This window comes from Nonomuraea phyllanthi (assembly GCF_006334985.2).
Classification (GTDB): Bacteria; Actinomycetota; Actinomycetes; order Streptosporangiales; family Streptosporangiaceae; genus Nonomuraea; species Nonomuraea phyllanthi.
In genome coordinates, this window is the sequence record NZ_VDLX02000014.1 from 41,939 (window position 1) to 60,704 (window position 18,766).

20 protein-coding genes are annotated in these 18,766 nt (G+C 71.5%); 8 read left to right on the plus strand and 12 right to left on the minus strand.

Features of this window, described 5'->3' with window-relative positions:
* Positions 1-3: 3 nt before the first annotated feature.
* Positions 4-858, minus strand: coding sequence for a formyltetrahydrofolate deformylase (gene purU / locus FH608_RS32725; RefSeq protein WP_139634231.1), 855 nt, complete (start codon positions 856-858; stop codon positions 4-6).
* Between the two features lie 219 nt (positions 859-1,077).
* On the opposite strand from purU, the gene FH608_RS32730 reads away from it, so the two are divergent.
* Together FH608_RS32730 and FH608_RS32735 are read left to right on the plus strand one after the other, a co-directional pair.
* The gene (locus tag FH608_RS32730; protein WP_139634233.1) at positions 1,078-2,028 is read left to right on the plus strand and encodes an inorganic phosphate transporter; all 951 of its coding nucleotides are present in this window, start codon (positions 1,078-1,080) and stop codon (positions 2,026-2,028) included.
* Positions 2,029-2,042: 14 nt separating this feature from the next.
* The gene (locus FH608_RS32735) at positions 2,043-2,675 is read left to right on the plus strand and encodes a DUF47 domain-containing protein (protein WP_139634234.1); all 633 of its coding nucleotides are present in this window, start codon (positions 2,043-2,045) and stop codon (positions 2,673-2,675) included.
* A 98-nt stretch (positions 2,676-2,773) separates the two neighbouring features.
* Here the strand turns inward: FH608_RS32735 and FH608_RS32740 are convergent, their stop codons facing one another.
* On the minus strand, positions 2,774-3,742 hold the full coding sequence (locus FH608_RS32740; protein WP_139634236.1) for an SDR family NAD(P)-dependent oxidoreductase: 969 nt from the start codon (positions 3,740-3,742) through the stop codon (positions 2,774-2,776).
* A 52-nt stretch (positions 3,743-3,794) separates the two neighbouring features.
* Positions 3,795-4,682 carry a TIGR03620 family F420-dependent LLM class oxidoreductase gene (locus FH608_RS32745; RefSeq protein WP_139634238.1) on the minus strand — a complete coding sequence of 296 codons (888 nt, stop codon included), beginning with the start codon at positions 4,680-4,682 and terminating at the stop codon, positions 3,795-3,797.
* A gap of 33 nt (positions 4,683-4,715) precedes the next feature.
* Between FH608_RS32745 and FH608_RS32750 the strand changes: the two genes are divergently transcribed.
* Together FH608_RS32750 and FH608_RS32755 are read left to right on the plus strand one after the other, a co-directional pair.
* On the plus strand, positions 4,716-5,093 hold the full coding sequence (locus FH608_RS32750; protein ID WP_139634240.1) for an ArsR/SmtB family transcription factor: 378 nt from the start codon (positions 4,716-4,718) through the stop codon (positions 5,091-5,093).
* 10 nt (positions 5,094-5,103) lie between these two features.
* On the plus strand, positions 5,104-5,568 hold the full coding sequence (locus tag FH608_RS32755) for an NUDIX hydrolase (RefSeq protein WP_226900102.1): 465 nt from the start codon (positions 5,104-5,106) through the stop codon (positions 5,566-5,568).
* Here the strand turns inward: FH608_RS32755 and FH608_RS32760 are convergent.
* The 7 genes from FH608_RS32760 to FH608_RS32790 all read right to left on the minus strand — a co-directional run bounded on the left by FH608_RS32760 (position 5,555) and on the right by FH608_RS32790 (position 13,293).
* Positions 5,555-6,316, minus strand: coding sequence for an MBL fold metallo-hydrolase (locus FH608_RS32760; RefSeq protein ID WP_139634244.1), 762 nt, complete (start codon positions 6,314-6,316; stop codon positions 5,555-5,557). The genes FH608_RS32755 and FH608_RS32760 overlap by 14 nt on opposite strands.
* A gap of 52 nt (positions 6,317-6,368) precedes the next feature.
* Positions 6,369-7,193, minus strand: coding sequence for a hypothetical protein (locus FH608_RS32765; protein ID WP_139634246.1), 825 nt, complete (start codon positions 7,191-7,193; stop codon positions 6,369-6,371).
* Positions 7,194-7,231: 38 nt separating this feature from the next.
* The gene (locus tag FH608_RS32770; protein ID WP_139634247.1) at positions 7,232-7,672 is read right to left on the minus strand and encodes a hypothetical protein; all 441 of its coding nucleotides are present in this window, start codon (positions 7,670-7,672) and stop codon (positions 7,232-7,234) included.
* Between the two features lie 173 nt (positions 7,673-7,845).
* Complete coding sequence (locus FH608_RS32775; RefSeq protein WP_226900103.1) at positions 7,846-9,474, minus strand: tetratricopeptide repeat protein; 1,629 nt, start codon at positions 9,472-9,474, stop codon at positions 7,846-7,848.
* A gap of 235 nt (positions 9,475-9,709) precedes the next feature.
* Complete coding sequence (locus tag FH608_RS32780) at positions 9,710-10,933, minus strand: DMT family transporter (protein WP_193318756.1); 1,224 nt, start codon at positions 10,931-10,933, stop codon at positions 9,710-9,712.
* 324 nt (positions 10,934-11,257) lie between these two features.
* Entirely contained in the window at positions 11,258-11,746 is a 489-nt protein-coding gene (locus FH608_RS32785) for a GNAT family N-acetyltransferase (protein WP_139634250.1), read from the minus strand.
* A complete protein-coding gene (locus tag FH608_RS32790) occupies positions 11,743-13,293 on the minus strand; it encodes an XRE family transcriptional regulator (RefSeq protein WP_139634251.1) in 1,551 nt (516 codons plus the stop codon). Before FH608_RS32790 ends, FH608_RS32785 begins: the two co-directional genes overlap by 4 nt.
* Positions 13,294-13,570: 277 nt before the next feature.
* Between FH608_RS32790 and FH608_RS32795 the strand changes: the two genes are divergently transcribed.
* The 4 genes from FH608_RS32795 (at position 13,571) to FH608_RS32810 (ending at position 17,177) form a co-directional block, all read left to right on the plus strand.
* Positions 13,571-13,855: a hypothetical protein gene (locus FH608_RS32795; RefSeq protein WP_139634252.1), complete on the plus strand. Its 285-nt coding sequence runs from the start codon at positions 13,571-13,573 to the stop codon at positions 13,853-13,855.
* 494 nt (positions 13,856-14,349) lie between these two features.
* Positions 14,350-15,261: a mechanosensitive ion channel family protein gene (locus FH608_RS32800; protein ID WP_226900104.1), complete on the plus strand. Its 912-nt coding sequence runs from the start codon at positions 14,350-14,352 to the stop codon at positions 15,259-15,261.
* A gap of 3 nt (positions 15,262-15,264) precedes the next feature.
* The gene (locus FH608_RS32805) at positions 15,265-15,651 is read left to right on the plus strand and encodes a globin (protein WP_139634254.1); all 387 of its coding nucleotides are present in this window, start codon (positions 15,265-15,267) and stop codon (positions 15,649-15,651) included.
* A gap of 17 nt (positions 15,652-15,668) precedes the next feature.
* Positions 15,669-17,177: a glycoside hydrolase family 13 protein gene (locus FH608_RS32810; protein WP_139634255.1), complete on the plus strand. Its 1,509-nt coding sequence runs from the start codon at positions 15,669-15,671 to the stop codon at positions 17,175-17,177.
* On the opposite strand, the gene FH608_RS32815 is transcribed toward FH608_RS32810, so the two are convergent.
* A complete protein-coding gene (locus FH608_RS32815; RefSeq protein ID WP_139634256.1) occupies positions 17,172-18,335 on the minus strand; it encodes an MFS transporter in 1,164 nt (387 codons plus the stop codon). The two genes, FH608_RS32810 and FH608_RS32815, sit on opposite strands and share 6 nt — an antisense overlap.
* Positions 18,332-18,748: an acyl-CoA thioesterase gene (locus tag FH608_RS32820; RefSeq protein WP_394367716.1), complete on the minus strand. Its 417-nt coding sequence runs from the start codon at positions 18,746-18,748 to the stop codon at positions 18,332-18,334. Before FH608_RS32820 ends, FH608_RS32815 begins: the two co-directional genes overlap by 4 nt.
* Positions 18,749-18,766: the final 18 nt, after the last annotated feature.

Below are 18,766 nucleotides of genomic sequence, written 5' to 3' on the forward strand. Positions count from 1 at the left end.
GCGTCAGCGCGGGAAGACGATCGTCTTGTGCCCGTCGAGCAGCACCCGCTGCTCGGCGTGCCACCGGACCGCCCTGGCCAGGGCCACGCACTCCACGTCGCGCCCGATCGCCACCAGGTCCTCGGGCGAGTGGCTGTGGTTGACCCTGGCCACCTCCTGCTCGATGATCGGCCCCTCGTCCAGGTCGGAGGTCACGTAGTGGGCCGTGGCGCCGATCAGCTTGACGCCGCGGGCATGGGCCTGGTGGTACGGCTTCGCGCCCTTGAACGACGGCAGGAACGAGTGGTGGATGTTGATGGCCCGCCCCGCCAGCTTCTCGCACAGATCCTGCGAGAGCACCTGCATGTAGCGGGCCAGCACCACCAGGTCCACCTGGTAGTGCTCCACCAGGGCCAGCACCTCGGCCTCCTGCCGGGGCTTGGTCTCCGGCGTGACCGGCAGGTGGTGGTAGTCGATCCCGTACGACTGCGTGAGCGGCCGCAGGTCGGGATGGTTGGACACGACCGCGACGATCTCGATGTCGAGGGCCTTCGCCCTGACCCGGTAGAGCAGGTCGTTCAGGCAGTGGTCGAACTTGCTGACCATGATCAGCACCCGCGGCTTCCTGGCCACGTCGCGCACCCTGAACTCCATGGCGAAGTCCGGCGCGAGCGCCGCGAAGGCGGCGTTGAGGTCGTCCTCGCCCAGCGGCCCCGCGAACTGCACGCGCATGAAGAAGCGTTGCCCGACCCGGTCGCCGAACTGCTGGCTCTCGATGATGTTGCACCCGTGCCCGGCCAGCAGGCCGGAGACGGCGGCCACCACACCGGGCCGGTCGGGGCAGGACAGGGTCAGGATGTACTCGGCGGGGCTGGTCATGCGTTCACTCTCGCGGGCGTGGGGACGTCGGTCGCCGTGGGGCGGTCAGCAGCGTACCGGGCGGGCGGCCATCACGGAGAGTACCCGATAGATGTCACCAGGGCGATAGTCCATCTTCCATACAATCCCGGGTAGTAACCGGACATCAGTGGTTAGGGAGGGGCAACCCATTCCCTCCGTTGCGAGGGTTGCCCGCGGGCCGGGATGGAGCGCTTTTCCTTGGGTGCTGTCGTGCTGATCGTGGTCGCCGGTCTCTTCGCGGTCGTGTCCGGGGTCAACGACGGGGGCGCCCTCCTCGCCACCGGGCTCAAGCTGCCCACGATCCGCCCCGCCATCGGCGTCCTCGTACTGGTCGTGATGGTGGCGCTCATCCCGCTGGCCACGCACCAGGTGGCGCTGACGTTCGTGACCAGGCTGGCCTCCTTCCACCAGCCGGGCGGGCAGACCGCGATGACCATCGCGGTGATCGCGTCGCTGGCGGTGGTGGCCTGGCTGAGCGCGAAGGGCCGCCCGACCAGCCTGACGCTGGCCATCGTGGGCGGGCTCGCCGGGGCGGGCCTCGGCTGGGGGCTGCCGGTCTCGCCCGGGTCCGTGCTGCTGGTGCTGGCGTTCGCGGTGGCGGCGCCCCTGGTGGGCGGGCTGCTGGCCTGGCTGCTCATCCGGATGCTCGTGGTGACCACCACGGCCCGCCGGCTGCGGCGCTGGCACCAGGCGGGCTTCCTGGTGCAGACCGTCGCCTACGCGGCCAACGACGGGCAGAAGATGCTGGCGGTGTTCATGGTGGCGTTCGGCTTCACGGACGCGCCGCTGCCGTACACGTTACTGGTGGCCGTGCTCTTCGGGCTCGGCACCGTGTACGGGCTGCCCAAGGCGGGGCGCACGCTCGGCCGCGAGCTCATCGCCTCCAGGCCCCCGCACGGGGTGGCGGCCGAGCTGTCCGCGGGCGCGTCGGTCATCGCATGCGCGGCCGTGGGTATGCCAGTGAGCATGACCCAGGCCATCGCCGGCGGGCTCATCGGCGCGGGCGTGGCCCAGGGCAGCGGCCGGGTCCGCTGGTACGCCGCCGGCAAGATCATCGCGGCCTGGTTCCTGACGCTGCCGGCCAGCGCGCTGCTGGGGTGGACGCTGGCGGTGCTCCTGAACGAGTTCGCGAGCATGGATTTCTCCTGAAAGGACGGTGAAGGGTGAAGCGGCTGCGGCGGATCCGTGACCTCATGACCGGCCGCATGGACAGCGCGCTCACGGAGGCCCTGCTCGGCCAGCTGGAGGCCACCAAGGAGGGCGCGTGGCTGGCGATGGCCATGATCGGCGGCGAGGTCGGCAGGACGGGAGCGCACGAGCAGATGCGCGCCATCGAGCACCTCGGCGACGAGGAACGCGCCCGTCTCATCGACGAGCTCAGGACCGCCCTCGTCACACCCATCGACCGGGAGGACCTCTTCCGGCTGTCACGGGCCATCGACGACGTGCTGGACTCCCTGCGGGACTTCGTCCGCGAGTCGCACCTCTACCGGGTGCCCGACCAGATCCGCTTCACCCCCATGCTCGACCAGGTCATCGTCGGCATCGAGGCGCTGGAGAGCTCCGTGCGCGACCTCGCCTCCCGCCCGTCCGCCGTCACGCGGGACGCGCTGGAGGCGAAGAAGGCGGGCGGCGCGATCCGCCGGATGTACCAGTACGAGATCTCGCGCATCTTCTCGGACGAGCTGACGGCCGACGCCATGAAGGAGCGCGAGCTCGTACGGCGGCTGGAGATCGTGGGCGTGGCCATCGGCAACGCGGCGGACGCCATCGCCGACGGCGCGATGAAACGGTGACGGACGGCGGGAGCGCACGGCCGGATGCACGCCCTCAGATGCACGCCCTCCTGCACGCGCGCCCTCGCCCGGTCACCTCTCCGCAGGCGTCACCCGGCTCAGCGGACCTCCTTGGAGGCGAAGGCGTCGACGCCGGTGAGCTCGGCCGACAGCGTCCAGAGCCGCGCGGCCTGCTCGGGGTCGATCGCGTAGTCGCGCACCCCGGGGCCGACGGGATCCGCGGCCGGCTCGGCGATGTCGCAGTCTTCGCAGTAGACGCCGCCCATGCCCGCGAGCTGAGGGGAGGTCGCCGCCCACACCTGGGTGGCCGCCCCCTGCTCCGGCGTCTTGAAGCTCGGGTTGAGGGCATTGCCCGCCTCGTCGATCCAGCCCGCGGCGACCATCTCCTCCTTCGGGAGGTGGCGCTGCAGGGGCGTGAGGATCCCGCCCGGGTGCAGCGCGAACGCCCGCACCCCCGCGTCCCTGGCCAGCGCGTCGAGCCGGACAGCGAACAGGACGTTGGCGGTCTTGGCCTGCCCGTAGGCCTGCCACTTGTCGTAGCCGCGCTCGAACCACAGGTCGTCCCACCGGATGGCCGAGTTTCGATGACCCACGGACGAGACGGACACGACCCGCCCCCGGCCGCGTGCGATGGCCGGCCACAGGCGGTTGACCAGCGCGTAGTGGCCGAGGTGGTTCGTCGCGAACTGCGCCTCCCACCCGGGCCCCACCCTGGTCTCGGGGCAGGCCATGATGGCCGCGCTGTTGATGACGATGTCGATGTCGCGGCCGGTCTCCAGGAAGCCCTCGGCGAAGCGGCGTACGCTCTCCAGATCGGCGAGGTCCAGGTCGTCCACCTCGACCCCGTCGATGCCGCCGACGGCCTGCTCGGCGCTCTCGCGGCGGCGCGCGGGCACGACGACCCGCGCGCCGGCACGGGCGAGCGCCCGCGTGGTCTCCAGCCCGAGGCCGGAGTAGCCGCCGGTGACGATCGCCAGCTTCCCCGACAGGTCGATGCCGCGCAGCACGTCGTCCGCGGTGCTTCGCGCTCCGAAACCTGACCCGATCTTGTGTTGCGGCGTTGTCATGAGGCCCACGCTATGAGCTGGAGCGCGCTCCAGGACAAACCTGTGCCGAGCACTACAAACCGAGCGGGGCGGCGAGGGCGGTCAGCTGGGTCACGGCGTCGGCCAGGTCGGGGGCCTCTGGGGAGAGGGGCTGGATGACGACGTGATCGGCGCCCGCGTCGAGGTGGGCCTGGACCCGCTTGGTCACGGCGTCGGCGTCGCCCCAGGCCACGATGGCGTCGGCGAGGCGGTTGCTGCCCCCGTCGGCGAAGTCGTCGTCGCCGAAGCCCAGCTCGCGCAGGTTGTTGAGGTAGTTGGGCAGCTTGAGGTAGTAGGCCATGTGGGTGCGGGCGATCGCCCGGGCGCGGGCCGGGTCGGTCTCCAGGACGACCGCCTGCTCGGGGATCAGGAGACGGTCGCGGCCCAGGACATGGCGGGCCTGGGCGGTGTGCTCGGGAGGCACGAAGTAGGTGTGCGCGCCGTCGGCGCGGTCTCGCGACAGCTCCAGCATCCGGGGCCTCAGCGCGGCCAGGATCCGGGGCGCCGGGGAGGGCGGCCGGGGCAGGGCCTGGGCGGCGTGGTCCATGGCGTCGAGATAGGAGCGCATCGCGGCCAGGGGCTTGGCGTAGTCGTGGCCGCGGCCGGTGACCATCGGCGCGTGGCTGACCCCGATGCCGAGCAGGAACCGCCCGGGGAAGGCGTCGGCCAGCGCGGCCCTGCCCGCCGCCATGGCGGTGGCGTCGCGGACCCAGAGGTTGGCGATGCCGGTGCCGACGGCGATGCGCCCGGTGGCGGCCAGGAGGACGGCGGACATGGTGAGCGGTTCCTTGCTGCCCAGCCCCTCGTTGACCCAGAGCGAGCCGTAGCCCAGCTCCTCGATGGTGGCCGCCGCGCGGCGCGCCTCCTCGGCGGGGGCCTTGCTGATCATGGGATGCCACACTCCGACGCGCCCGATGTCCACGGCCGCTCCCCTCGCGTAGGATGTTCGATCGAGATGGAACACTACACCGATGTTCGATCCAAGTCGAACAGGACACGCGGCCTGACGCACACGTCCCCGATCGAGGTCTCGCTGCAGGCCGCCCTCGACGCGCTGGGCGACCCGATCCGCCGCAGCATCGTGCGGGAGCTGGCGGGCGCGCCCGACTGGGCGCGCGCCTGCGGCACGTTCTCCCACCTGCCGGTGGCCAAGTCCACACTCAGCCACCACTTCACCGTGTTACGCGACGCGGGGTTGCTGGAGCAGCGCGACGAAGGCGCCCGCAGGCTCAACCGCCTGCGCCGCGCCGAGTTCGACGGCCGCTTCCCCGGGCTGCTGGCGCTGGTGCTGGAGGAGGGAAGCGCCGGCGACGGACGGGCGCCCGATGTGTAACGTCTGTCCGGTGAGTGCCGTGGAGGGAGAAGAGGCGGCGACGGCCCGCAGCGACCGCCCCGCCGCCCGCGTCGTCTGCCTCGACCGCGACGGCCGGGTGCTGCTGATGCACTGGTACGACCCGGTCAGCCGGACGGACGTCTGGGAGCCGCCCGGCGGCGGCATCGACCCCGGTGAGACGGCGCTGGAGGCGGCGAGGCGCGAGCTGGCCGAGGAGACCGGGCTGCCAGGCTCGGCCGTGCGGGAGCGGTTCGTCGAGGTGGCGCGCGACTTCACCTGGCTCGGGGTGCGCTACGTGAAGACGGAGCCGTTCTTCCTGGCGAGGTTCGACGAGGCGCGCCCGCGGGTGGATCCGGGGGCGCTCACCGAGGAGGAGCGGGCGGCCTACCGCGGCTACGCCTGGGCCGGCGAGCTCCCCGAGCAGGTGGAGCCCCCGGACCTGGCGGCGGTGGTGGCACGGCTCACGGACGGTTGATCCCGCCCGTCAGGTCCACGGTCGTGCCCGCCGTGGCGACGGAGAGCTCGCCGTCGTAGGCCCTGGCCGCCGCCGCGAGCGCGGGCTCGGGCGGCGTCCCCGGCCACAGGTGGGTGAGCAGCAGACGCGCCACGCCCGCCGACGACGCGGTACGCCCCGCGTCGGCGGCGCTCGACAGGTATCGCGCGTCCTCGTCCGGCACCCGTTCCGGATAGGTCGCCTCGGCCACCAGCAGGTCCGCCCCGGCCGCCAGCTCCGCCAGGTCGCCGGACGGCCCCGTGTCGCCGGTGTAGGCGATCGCGCGGCCCGCCGCGCCCAGCCGCAGGCCGGCGTTCGGCACGTGGTGGGGCAGGTCGAACACGTCCAGCCGGAACGGCCCGATCTCGTACGGCCGACCGGGACGCAGGTCGTGCGCCGCGAAGCTGCCCGCCAGCATGCGCGGCCGGTCCAGTGCCAGCACGGCGTCCAGCGCGCCCGGCGGGGCGTACACCGGCAGGGCCGGGGCGGGGACGTCCGCGAGCGCTCGGGCGCGCAGCAGCGGGTTGAGGTCGGCGCAGTGGTCGGGATGGCCGTGGGTGACCAGCACGGCGTCCACCTCGTCGGCCCGCACGCGCTCAAGGAGGCGGGGCAGGGTGGCGTAGCCGGGGTCGATGAGGATGCGGAAGCCCTCGGCCTCCAGCACGTAGCCGCTGCACGCCTGCCCGGCCGCGGGCCACGCCCCACAACCACCCAAAACGGTAAATATCACGAACTGTCCCCAAGATAAGCGGCTCGGCAAGAAGGAGGGCGGGCGGCCTCTCCTAGGATCGATCGGAAGGACGCGACCCCTCCTGGGGCCGGACGGGACCGTCGCGGAAGTGGCCGAGCTCGTCCAGCGTCGTCACCAGCAGCTCGCGCAGCAGCGTGCCCGCCACCTTCTCGTGCTCCGCCTCCACCGACAGGCCCTTGCCCACCCTCTCCTGGTACGCCTCCCGCTCGCGCCCGCCGGTGAACGGCAGCGCGGTCATCCCCACGGCCACCGTCACCCGCGTGCCACCGCGGGGCAGCAGCGCCACGGCGTGCGTGCGCAGGCAGGTCTCGTCCGGCGCGCCGTACCAGCCGCACTTGATCCCCGCGCCGGGCGAGTGGACGGCCTCGCGCGCGCCGAACGCCTGTGACGCGCTGACCTGCCGCATCCACTCCAGGACGGCCCCGGCGACCGGGTCTCCGGCGACGGCGGCCTGGGCGAAGACGGCATAGGCGGCCGCCACCTCGGAGGCGGACACCTCGACGGAGCCGAACCGGGAGGGGTCGCCGTTGGGCAGCGACCACGCGACACCGGTGCGGCGGCGGAGGTCGTCGAGGATGACGCGCGGGCCGACGCCGAGCCACAGGTTGAGCGTGTCGGCGTTGGACGAGACGACCACGGCGGGCTCGGCGTGCCGCCGCCACCGACCCGCGTCGGCGATGTGGTCCGCGCTCACCCACGCGTACAGGGGCTTGAGGAGGGACGCGCAGCGCAGCCGCGCCATGCCGCAGGTGACGCCGACCGTGCGGGGCGGCGGCCCGCCGTAGCCGCGCCGGATGCCCGCGGCCTGGACGGTGGCGCTGTGGTCGAGGTCCTTGAGCAGCACGTTGAAGCCCACGCCACATACGGTAGACCCAACGGCGAGTGCCGAAGGCCTCAGCCGCCGAACCGTGCCCACGACAGCGCGACCGCCAGCGGGACGAGCGCCACCAGGCCCAGCGCCGCCACCACCTTCCACCGCCGCGCGACCTCCGGCTCGGTGCAGAAGGCCGCCACCCCGCCCGCCCCGGCGAAGGCCGCGCCGGCCGCCAGCGCGTGCGCGAGCGTGGACGTCCATGACGGCAGCGCGTCCCCGGCGACCCTGAACACCACCAGCGCGCCGGCCGCCACCAGCGCGACCCGCCGTCCGGGCCGTACGCCGGCCCGCTCCAGCGCGAACGCCGACCCGGCGACCAGGGCGAGCGTGATCACCACCACGACCCCCAGCGCCGGGGCCAGGCAGCCCCAGTCGCCGCAGCCGATGCCCTGCCAGACCAGGCGTACGGTGGCCCACCACCACACCCCCAGAGCCGCACAGACCACGGCAGAACGCCCCATTCGCCGCCACATGCCCCCATGCTCCCACCGGGAAAGCCCCCGGCGCGGATCCTCCGGCGCGGAGCCCCCGCCGCAGAGCCTTCGGGCGGGGATCCTCCGCCGCGGAGCCCCCAGCGGGGATCCTCCCGGAAGGAGCCCTCCGGGGACCCTCCGCCAAGGAGCCTCCGGCGGCCTCACGCGAGCCGGTCGTCGGCCTCCGCCTCGGCCTCGCGGCCCAGGGCACGCAGGGCGACCGCCCGGTTGGCGTGGAGGTCGGGCTCCGGCTGCAGCTCGATGGCGCGGGTGAGGTCGGCCACCGCCCCTTCCAGGTCCCCCGCCGCGTACCGCAGCACGCCCCGGTTCCCCCAGGCCGTCGCGAGGCCGGGCGCGCTCTCGACCGCCAGGTCCAGCGCCGCCCGCGCCTCCTCCAGCCGCCCTGCCGCCGTCTCCAGCTGCCCCAGCACCGTGAGCAGGTGCGGGTTGCCGGGCGCCAGGGCGAGCCCGGCCGTGACGTCCCGCCTGGCCTCCTCGTCCCGGCCCGCCGCGGCCAGCAGCCCGGCGCGGTTGATGTACGCGTCCAGGTAGGAGGGGTCGAGCTCGATCACCCGCCCCAGGTCGGCCAGGGCGTCGTCGATCTCGCCCCGCACGGTGCGCAGCTCCGCGCGGTTGTAGTGGGCCTCGGGCAGCGGCGGCCCGGCCCGCATGGCCCGCTCGAAGTCGCCCAGCGCCTCGTCGTGCCGCCCGAGTTTGAACAGCAGGTTGCCGCGCTCCAGGTAGTGGTCGGGGAAGGCGGGGTCAAGCGCGATCGCCGCCGTGTAGTCCTCCAGCGCCTCCTTGACGTGCCCGAGCGCGGCCAGCAGCTGCGCCCGGTTGGCCAGCAGCACCATCCTGTGCAGCGGATGGCGCTCCCCCAGCTGGCCCGCCAGCTCGATGGCCGACTCGACCAGCGACAGCGCGGCGCCGAGCCGGCCGTGGCGCAGCTCGATCAGCGCCAGGCCGTTGCGGTCGAAGCCCAGCTTGAACGCCCGCTCCGCCGGGTCCGGCAGCAGCCCGGAGATGGCGATGGCCTCGTTGATCCAGCGCCTGGCCCGGCCCAGGTCGCGGCGCTCCGGGTCGGGGTGGCGGGCGTCGAGCATGGCGGTTCCGTACGCGGCGGCGGCGTGCATGGCCGGGTCCTGGCTGGACGCGCGTACCTGGTCCCACACCGCGCGGGCCTCGGCGGTGCGGCCGAGGCCGCCGAGCGCGGTCGCGGTGCGCTGGGCGAAGCGCCACCAGCGCCGGCCGCCCGGCTCGGTCCGCGCCATGCCGCGCTCCCCCAGCTCGGCGGCGGCGTGCAGGAAGCCGTCGCGCGTGCAGCGGTCCACCAGCTCCCACAGCTCGCCGGTGTCCCGGGTGTCCGGCGGCGGCTCGGGACCTCCCGAGCACGACAGGATCGTGAGCGTCTCGGGCGGGATGCGGCGCGTCATGACGTCGAGCAGCTCGGTGTCCGTCGGGTCGGCCTCGGCGGTGTTGCACACCGCGATCGTCTCCCCCGGGCGCACGGCGTCGCGGAAGAACTCCGCGAGCCCGTTGGCCAGCCGCAGCGTCCGCCGGGGCGCGGGCACGAGGATGCGCTCGTCGTCGGGCAGCCCGGCGTCGATCGTGACCCGCCTGGCGGGCACGAGTCCGGCCAGCTCGGGCGCGGCAGCCCGGATCTCGATGTCGTGGGCGGCCACCAGCTCGCCGTCCCGTTCCAGAGCCCGTGGCACCAGGTGCCGGAGGAGAGCGGCGGCGACAGTGTAAGGACCGCGCGGCCGGCGATGCCCGTCGATCAACGGGATCATCAGCCGCGCGGTCCTCCACTGATCGGGCATCTCGCCCTGGACTCTGAGGTGGGACCTGCCCTCTGTCACCCCTTGTGGATGACGCTGGAGGTCCCTGCGAGCCGCGCGGTGCCTGGTTTGCGGACTACGATGCGCTTCATGGCTTTCCCCTCCACCTTCGGTATTTATCCATTATGGTGAATAAGTGGGCGGGTAAAGGATAAAAAGCGCTTGCCTTTTGATGGAAATCCCTAACCTATTGGGAACGAAACCAGCGCTGCGATGCTTTCGCCGGCTTCTGTTCGGCCGCTTCCATCAGGTCGCACAGGCACCTCCCGAGCAGCGTGACCGATTGACAGCAGCCCACGCCCGGCAGGTTCCTGGCCCGGACGATGAGCGTGGCCCGCTCGATCAGCCGCTCGAGACTGGGCTCCCCGCCGCCCTTGAGCGAGCGGGTGTGCCAGGGGCACGACTCGATGTGCACGCAGGCCCCCTTGTCGAGGTACGCGGTGGGAGCGTCGCCGGCGCGCAGCGACACCTCCCGCTTGATCCTCAGGTCGGCCAGCGCCCTGGAGGCCCGTGCCGCGACAGCGAGGCGGTCGCGCTTGCGCCGCATGCGCTCCTTCTCGCGGGCGGAGGTCCTGGACGGCAGGGCGAGCAGCATCGCGGCACCCATCAGGCCGCCACCGACGATCATGCTCCAGCCGACCTTCTCGTGGAACCAGGTCACCGAGATCGCCGCCACCCACAGCGGCTGCGACGACATCAGGATGGCACTCGGCACCGCCGGCACGTGCGTCTGGCCGTACGAGCGGGCCAGGAACCCCAGCGCGCACGACACCACCGCCAGATGCGTCAGGATCAGCCAGTCGGGCCCGCTGGACGGCACCGAGATCCCGTCCCGCACCGCGACGCCACCGGTGAGCAGGCCGATGGTGAAGAGCTGGATCACGGTCAGCGCGTACGCGTTGAACTCCGCGCCGTGCTTGGACAGGTGCGCCAGCAGCAGCGTGTGGCCGGAGTAGAGCGCGGCGGCGGCGAGCGTCACCACGAGCGCCAGCACGGAGACCTCGTGATCCTCCATTCCGCTCAGCAGCGTGAACATGGTCATGCCGGCCAGCGCCAGCACGACCCCCGCCCAGATCCGCCGCTGCATCCTCGCCTTGAACAGGATGAGCGCCATGATGGGCGTGATCACCACGCCGCAGCCGACGGCGAAGCCGGACAGCGAGGACGGCAGGCCGTGCAGCGCCACCGCCTGACCCACCTGTCCGACTCCGAACATGACACCCAGAACGGCCCCGTTGATCCACGTCTTGCGCGGCAGCCCCCGTAGGCAGCCCGGACGGATGAGCAGCAGGGTGATCGCGGCGAGCAGATAGCGCTCGGCGAGCAGGTCCTCCACTGCTAACCGGTGGATGAGGTCCTTCATCAGCGGGAACGCCGACCCCCAAGCGGCGCTGACGAACAACAGAAGCACGGCTCCCATGAGGGGTCGGGGAGCGGGCACGACTGCCATGGCCAAAGCATCTCACTACTATTCGCAGCCGCCGATGTACAGGGAGCAGCCGGTGAGGTTCCTCTACGCCTCGGTGTTAAGACCCTCACCCACGGGTTCGTAACATCCCTACCGGGGCCCGTTCTGGGCGGCGTCATCGCCGATGCGGCAGGTGACAGAGGGTACGGCGGCGGAGACGTCACGCCACTGGAGCCCGGGGGAACTCACCGGGGAGGAGGATGTGGAGGGGTGAGGGCGGAGCCGCGTGGGAGGGGGTCCACGGGCTCGGCGACCGCGGGACGGGCTCTAGAGCTCGACGACCGCGGGAGGGGTCAGCCGCTTCTCGCCGTAGACGACGGTCAGGTCGCCGACCCGTTGCCGGGACAGCTCGCGCCAGCCCTGGCGGGCGTACAGCGCCAGCGCGGCGCCCTGGTTGAGCGTGGTGTCGCCTCTGACGCGCTCGTATCCGAGCTCCACCGCGCGCTTCTCCAGCGCGAGCAGCATGGCCGCGCCGAAGCCGCGCCGCTGGTGGTCGGGATGGACGCGCAGCCGGCAGATCTCGGCCGTGCAGGTGTCGACAGGTTTCAGCCCGCCCATCGCCACCACCCGCGAGCCGGCCTCGCCGACCAGGAAGTCGCCGCCGCAGGCCACGTAGATCTCCTGGATGCGCGGGAAGTCGTCGTCGTAGTAGACGCCGTCACCCGGCTCCAGCCCCACCTGCGCGAGGCAGACGCGGTGGAGCGACAGAATGGTGTCGAGATCGGACCAGCGATAGCGCCGGATCTTCAGCTTCATGCACCGCCCTCCTTCAGGCCGGCCCTCGGCCGGCGCAACTCGGCTCTGAACTCCGGGAGCATGGCGTGCTCGGCGTTGCGCGCCATGATCGCCTGCTCGAGCGCCAGGGCGGGACGCAGGATGAGGTCGCTCATGTATTCGTCGCCGACCATCCTGAGCGCCCTGGTGCCGATCTCCAGCGCGGAGTCGAGCTCGCCGTCGAGCAGCCGGCACTGGGCCTGGTCGAGCCGGATCAGCGTCTGGTCGAGGATGTGGTCCTGGTACTTCTCCAGCGCCTGGTCGAGCACCACCTCGGCCTCCAGCGTCTGGCCGAGCTTGGTGAGCACGTCGCCCTGGTAGAAGTAGAGCTGCTTCTCCGTGTAGCCGAAGGCCATGTCCTCCTGGTCCTCGGTCTTCATGTGGGTGAAGGCGCTCCTGGCCTTGGCCAGCGCGCGCTTGGCCTGCTCGACCACTTCCTTCTTGCTCTCGCCCCCGGAGAGCATGGCCAGCGCCCTGGCCTCGACGACGGGGGCCATGGCCTGCGCCGCGCAGGCCGTGTTGCCGGCCAGGTCGCGGCTCTTCTTCGCCAGGTTGAGGGCCTCGCGGGCGTCGCCGAAGTAGAGAGGGACGAGCGACTCGCGGGCGCAGATCCAGGCGCGCAGCGCGCGGTCCCCGGTCTCGTCGGCGGCGGTGCGCCCCGTCCTGAAGAAGGAGCGGGCCAGCCGGTGGTCGCCCAGGTTGATCATGATCATGCCGCTCAGGCCGGACAGCTGCGCCGCCATCCGCAACAGGCGGTCGTGCAGGTCGATGGGCTGGCGGCGGGACATCGCCGTGCGCACGGCGCTCATCTCGAGCAGCACGTCGCACAGCAGTCGCAGCGGCGCCGTCGTCGTGTACTGGCGGCCGAAGCTGAGCGTGGCCTCCTCCCACTGGTCGAGCATCGCGGCCGACACGGTGGCCGACACGAGCGTCTCGTCCATACGACGCCTGATGCCCTCGCACGCGCCCAGCACGGGCCCGTCGAGGGCGGAGGGGGAGCCTGCGTCCTGGTTGAGCAGGTTGAGCAGTGTGCGCCGGAGGATGTTCTCGTCCTCCTCGGCGTCCGGCTCGGTGACCATCGGCTGGATCAGCAGCTCACGCTCCGTGGGCAATAACGGGAGCTCCTTGGCCTCGGCGTTGAGCACGCCCGAGAGGCGGTGCCCGTGGCCGCAGATGCACGGGCCGTCGTAGCCGAGCTCGTGCGGCTCGACGCGGTAGACGGTGCACAGGTAGTGCATGTATTCGGGGCCCGGACGCTTGAGCCCGCTCTCGTAGGCCGACAGCAACGTCTCGCCGATTCCGGGCATCGACTTGCGGTCGCGCTCGAACAGGGCTCTGATTTGCTCGATGACGTCGGCGAGCGCGATGCCGTGGCCCAGGCGGTGAGCCTTGATGCGGCTGGTGCCGAACTGCGTGCTGCACTGCTCATGGATTTCGTCGGCTATCTGGGCCGAAGTGCGCCCGGCGGCCAGGCCGGCTGCCCTGATCCGCCGGGCTATCTCCGTCTCCCTGTGTTGTCTGCCGGACATCCCGGCCCCTCTCGCACGTGTCTCGACCGGTCCACAACTGGTGACTCAGCGTAGCGTCCACGTCGCTGTGCGCCTACCCATGAGTGTGAACCAATGTCGGCGGGATTGGAAACGACCGTCACAAGCCTACGGTTAAGGATCGTCCTCCTAGGGGCTGTTTCTTACAACCCATGGGGGAGAAGCAACTCCCTGTGAGCGGGAGGCCCCGTTGCGCACGCTGTTGACTTGAGCCATCTTTACCGCACCAGCCAGATTCCCAAGAGGGAGGGGACTAACGGTGGGGGACGACAACTACGAGCATCTGAAGCGTCTCGCAGCGGCGCTCGACGCTCACGGGTTGCTCGCACGAGTGGTTCAGACGCAGGGCGGGCGTACGTTTGCGCGGATCATCAACCCGCGAGCGACGAGCCTGTCGGAGAACGTCACCTGTCGGCCGACGAGCGCGTCGGGCACGCAGGACTGGTGGTACTGCTGGTCCTGGGGCGAGCGCATGCACAAGGCCGACGACCCGGCTGGAGCGGCCACCAAGGTCGCACGCGTACTGGCCGCCGTGGGGAAGTGACGACGCGGTGATCCGGATGGAGCGCAGCCATCTCGGGTCGCCGCACCCACGACGGCGTCAACGGAGCCGGCGGGGCGGCCGGTGCGGAGGGCCCCGCAAGGGAGCCCTGGCCGCCCCGCCGGTTCCGGCCCTGGCGCGGCCACGCACGCCGCGCCCCGCACAGAAGCCACCCGTCCGGTCCGCCGGGCGGGTGTTCGGGGGATCCCTCCCGGAACCGGCACGGGACATGCTTCCGGGTGCGTGTCCCGTACCGAGCCGTCCGTCATCGGAGCGTGTGCTCTCTCCCTCCGCGGCCCAGAGAGCGGGCGTCCCCGTCTTCCCCGGCGTGATGTGACGGCGGGCGGTCCGGCCGGCGGTATTTTTGGATCGAAAACGGTCCAGGCAACCGGCCGAACCGCTTCCGGAGGGGGATCCGCCCAGTGTTAATGCTGGTCACACCGACAGCGCCACCGTCTTCTTCGCCAGACCTCGACTTGGAGAAGGCGAGCCAGGCGATGGCCCAGGCGTGCCAGAACGACCCGATCTGCTCGTCTTTCGTCGGGATGCTGGACAACGCGACCTGGGCGCCGCTGGTCGCCAGCGGCGTCACCATCGTGCTGATCCTCGTGCTCGCGTTCGTGGTCCGCAACATCACGCACCGGATCATCACAAGAGTGGTGAACCGCGCGGCGTCGAGCGGGTCGATCGCCCACCGGTTCCGCAAGGGAGCGGCTCCTGACGGCATCGACGTCCTGCTGCACGAGCGGCGCAAGCAGCGGGCAGAGACCATGGGCTCGGTGCTCAAGCACGTCGCCTCGATCGTCATCCTCGGCACCGCGGTGCTGACCGTGCTCGACCGGCTGACGATCCCGATCGCGCCCCTGCTGACGAGCGTCGGCATCCTCGGCGTGGCCATCGGGTTCGGCGCGCAGGAGCTGGTCAAGGACTTCATCGCGGGCATGTTCATGCTGCTCGAGGACCAGTACGGCGTGGGCGACGTGATCGACGCGGGCGCCGCGGTCGGCACGGTCGAGGCGGTCACGCTGCGCGTCACCAGGCTGCGCGACGCCGACGGCCGGGTCTGGTACGTCCGCAACGGCACCATCACGAGGGTCGGCAACGAGTCGCAGGGCTGGTCGCGGGCCTACGTCGACGTCCCGGTCCCCTACGACAGCGACGTCGCGAGCGTGCGGGAGCTGTTGGAGGGCGTGGCGGAGAAGATCTGGGCCGACACGGAACTGCGCGAGAGCAAGATCGTGGAGGAGCCGCAGGTGGTCGGCGTCGAGCAGCTGTCCGACAGCTCGCTGGTCTTCCGCATCAGCGCCAAGACGCTGCCCTCGGCCCAGGCCGAGGTGTCGAGGGAGCTCAGGCTCAGGGTCAAGTCGGCGCTCGACTCCGCGGGCATCGCCCTGGTCGGCAGCGCATAGGCTATGACCGTGAGCGAGACCTCCTTCTACGACGCCGTTGGGGGCGAGGAGACCTTCCGGCGCCTCGTCCATCGTTTCTACGAGGGGGTCGCGGACGACCCGGTGCTGCGGCCGCTCTACCCCGAGCCCGACCTGACGGGCGCCGAGGAGCGGCTGCGCGGCTTTCTGATCCAGTACTGGGGTGGCCCCAACACCTACAGCCAGCAGCGCGGCCACCCGAGGCTGCGCATGCGGCACGTGCCGTTCGTGATCGGCGAGGCGGAGCGTGACGCCTGGCTGCGGCACATGCGTGACGCGGTGGACTCGCTCGATCTTTCGGAGGAGCACGAGACCAGGCTCTGGGAATATCTGGTCTACGCCGCCCACAGCCTGGTGAACTCCCCTGCATAACGGGCATGACACGCCACATGGATATCCCCTGGTGGCGTGATGCCGTCGTCTACGAGATCTACGTACGCAGCTTCGCCGACGCCTCGGGAGACGGCGTCGGCGACCTGACGGGGGTGCGCCGGCGCCTGCCCTACCTCCGGGAGCTGGGCGTGGACGCCATCTGGCTGACGCCGTTCTACCCCTCCCCCATGGCTGACGGCGGCTATGACGTGGCCGACTACCGCGGTGTCGATCCGCTGTTCGGCACGCTGGACGACTTCGAGTCGCTGGTCACCGACGCGCACGAGCACGGGCTGCGGGTGCTGGTCGACATCGTGCCCAACCACAGCTCGGCCGAGCATCCCTGGTTCAGGGCGGCGCTGCGGGGCGAGGGCCGCGACCGCTACATCTTCCGCGACACCACCAACAACTGGCAGTCCACGTTCGGCGGGTCCGCCTGGACGCAGGTCCCGGACGGCCAGTACTACCTGCATCTGTTCGCTCCCGGGCAGCCCGACTTCAACTGGCGCAATCCCGAGGTGCACGCCGAGTTCCTCGACATCCTGCGGTTCTGGCTGGACCGGGGGGTCGACGGGTTCCGCATCGACGTGGCGATGGGCCTCTACAAGGCCGAAGGGCTGCCCGACGTGAGCGACCAGTCGTTCATGTCCGACTCGCCGGTGTGGGGCCGGCCCGAGGTGCACGGCGTCTACCGCGACTGGCGCAGGCTCCTGGACACCTATCCCGGGGAGCGGATGGCCGTGGGCGAGGTGTGGACCGACAGCTCCGAGGACCTCGCCCGTTACGTACGGCCGGACGAGCTGCAGCAGAGCTTCAACTTCGCCTGGTTGCAGGCGCCGTGGTCGCCGACGGCGTTCAAACAGGTCATCGACGACACGCTGGCCACCGTGCCGTTCGCGACGTGGGTGCTGTCCAACCACGACGTCGTACGCCACCGCACCCGCTACGACGCCGACGACCCCGGCACGGGCCTCGCGCGGGCCAGGGCGGCGCTGCTGACGATGCTGGCCCTGCCCGGCTCCGCCTACCTCTACCAGGGCGAGGAACTGGGCCTGCCCGAGGTGACCGACCTGCCCGACGAGGCCAGGCAGGACCCGGTCTTCTTCCAGTCGGGCGGCGCGCTGCCGGGCCGCGACGGGTGCCGGGTGCCGATCCCGTGGACGGTGGACGCCCCGTCGCACGGGTTCTCGCCGGGCGGGGTGGAGCCGTGGCTGCCGCAGCCCGCCACGTTCGCGGAACTGAGCGTCGAGAAGCAGGAGGGGGACGCGGAATCGACGCTGGAGTTCTACCGCCGGGCCCTGGCCTGCCGCCGTGACCTGGTCAAACGGATTCCTTATACCTTGGAGTGGTTGGAATCCCCCGAGGGTGCGCTTTTCTTCTCCCGTGGTTCGCTGACCTGCGCCGTCAACTGCGGCCTGGGGCCGGTGCGGCTGCCGGAGCACGACGAGGTGCTGCTGTCGAGCGGGCCCCTCAGGCGGGACCTCCTGCCGCCCGACACCGCGGTGTGGCTGCGGCGCGACTCATGACAGGCGAGCGCGCTCGGCGCGTAAGGGGATGACGGGCAGCGACAGCAGCGCACATCCCAGGCCCACCGTGAAGCCCGCCCAGAACCCGGCGTGCTCGATCACCACGCCGGCCAGCGGGGTGGCGATCAGGGAGACGGTGTTCTGGACGGTGTTGTGGGTGCCGAGCACCCGGCCCGCCCAGGCGGGCCCGGCCAGCTCGCCGGCCGCGAGGTAGGCCAGACCGTTGCCGGCCACCGTCATGATGGCGGCCAGCGCGAGCATGACCGGGCCGAGCCAGGTGCGCGTGAGCGTGCCGGCGGCCAGCAGCACGAGCACGCCCATGGTGGCGAGGGTGATCAGCAGCAGGGGCCGCATGCGCAGGCCGGTCCTGTCGGACCAGCGCCCGGCCGCGATGCGCACCGCGGCCCCGCCGATGGCCGCCACCCCGAACAGCTGGCCTGCCGCCACGCTGTCCCACCCGTACAGGCGCACCAGGCAGGTCACGCCGTACGTGCTGACCACGATCTGGGGCACCACGTGCAGGGCGCTGGTCGCGTGCACCCGCCACAGGGCGGGCTGCCGGTACGGCGTACCCGCCGGTGCCGCGCCCGACCCGGAGATCTCGTGCGGCGGCTCGGACAGGAAGAGGGCGGCCAGCACGGCGGCCACGAGGCTGGCGGCGGCGCAGACCGTGAGCACGCCGGGCAGCCCGTACGCCCCGGCGACCGGCGGCAGCGCGAACGCCCCGATCGCCATGCCGAGGGTGAAGGAGACCTGGCGCAGGCCCATGGCGAGGCCGCGTTCCGGCGGCTCGAACCAGCGCAGCACGATCCGGCCTCCGCCGACCATCGCGGCCGAGCCCGCCGCGCCCGCCACGGCCAGCAGCGCGATGACGGCCCAGGTCTGACTGACGAAGGCGACCGCGGCGAACGACACGGCCGCGAGCCCCACGCCCGTGCCCAGGATGAGCCGCTCGCCGTGCCGGTCGGCCAGCGCGCCCCAGGCGACGAGGGCGGACAGGATGCCGATGGCAGGGGCGTTCGCGATGATCCCCGCCAGGGGCAACGGAACTCCGAAATGTCGCTGGATTTCCGGCATGACGAGGGGTAAGCCGAACAGCCCTAAGGTGACGCTGGCGTGTGCGTTGACCCCCAGCGCCAGCATCAGCCAGCGCTTCACGAGAAGCGCTTGAGATAGGACAGTTCGTGTTCGGTGAGGCGGCGCGGCGCGGCCCGCTCGACGTCGTAGGCGGCGATGACCGACGTGGCGGTGACGTACACCTCGGCGTCGTCGCGGATCTCGTATTGGAGCGAGAAGCGCACCCGCCTGATCTCGGTCACCCACGTCTCCACCCGCACCGGGTCGGCGCGGAAGCCGAGCGGGCGGCGGTAGTCGATCTCGTGGCGGATCACCACCAGGCCCTTGAACGGTTCCTCGCCCGCGTTGTACGGATCGATGTGGAACATCCCGAAACGGGCGTCCTCTAGATAGTCAAGGAAGCGCACATTGTTCACGTGCCCCTGGGAATCGATGTCGGCGTATCGCACGGTCCGGGGGTAGACGTGTCGCTGGGCCTGGGAACGTTCAACCACGTTCGCCACCGTACCCGC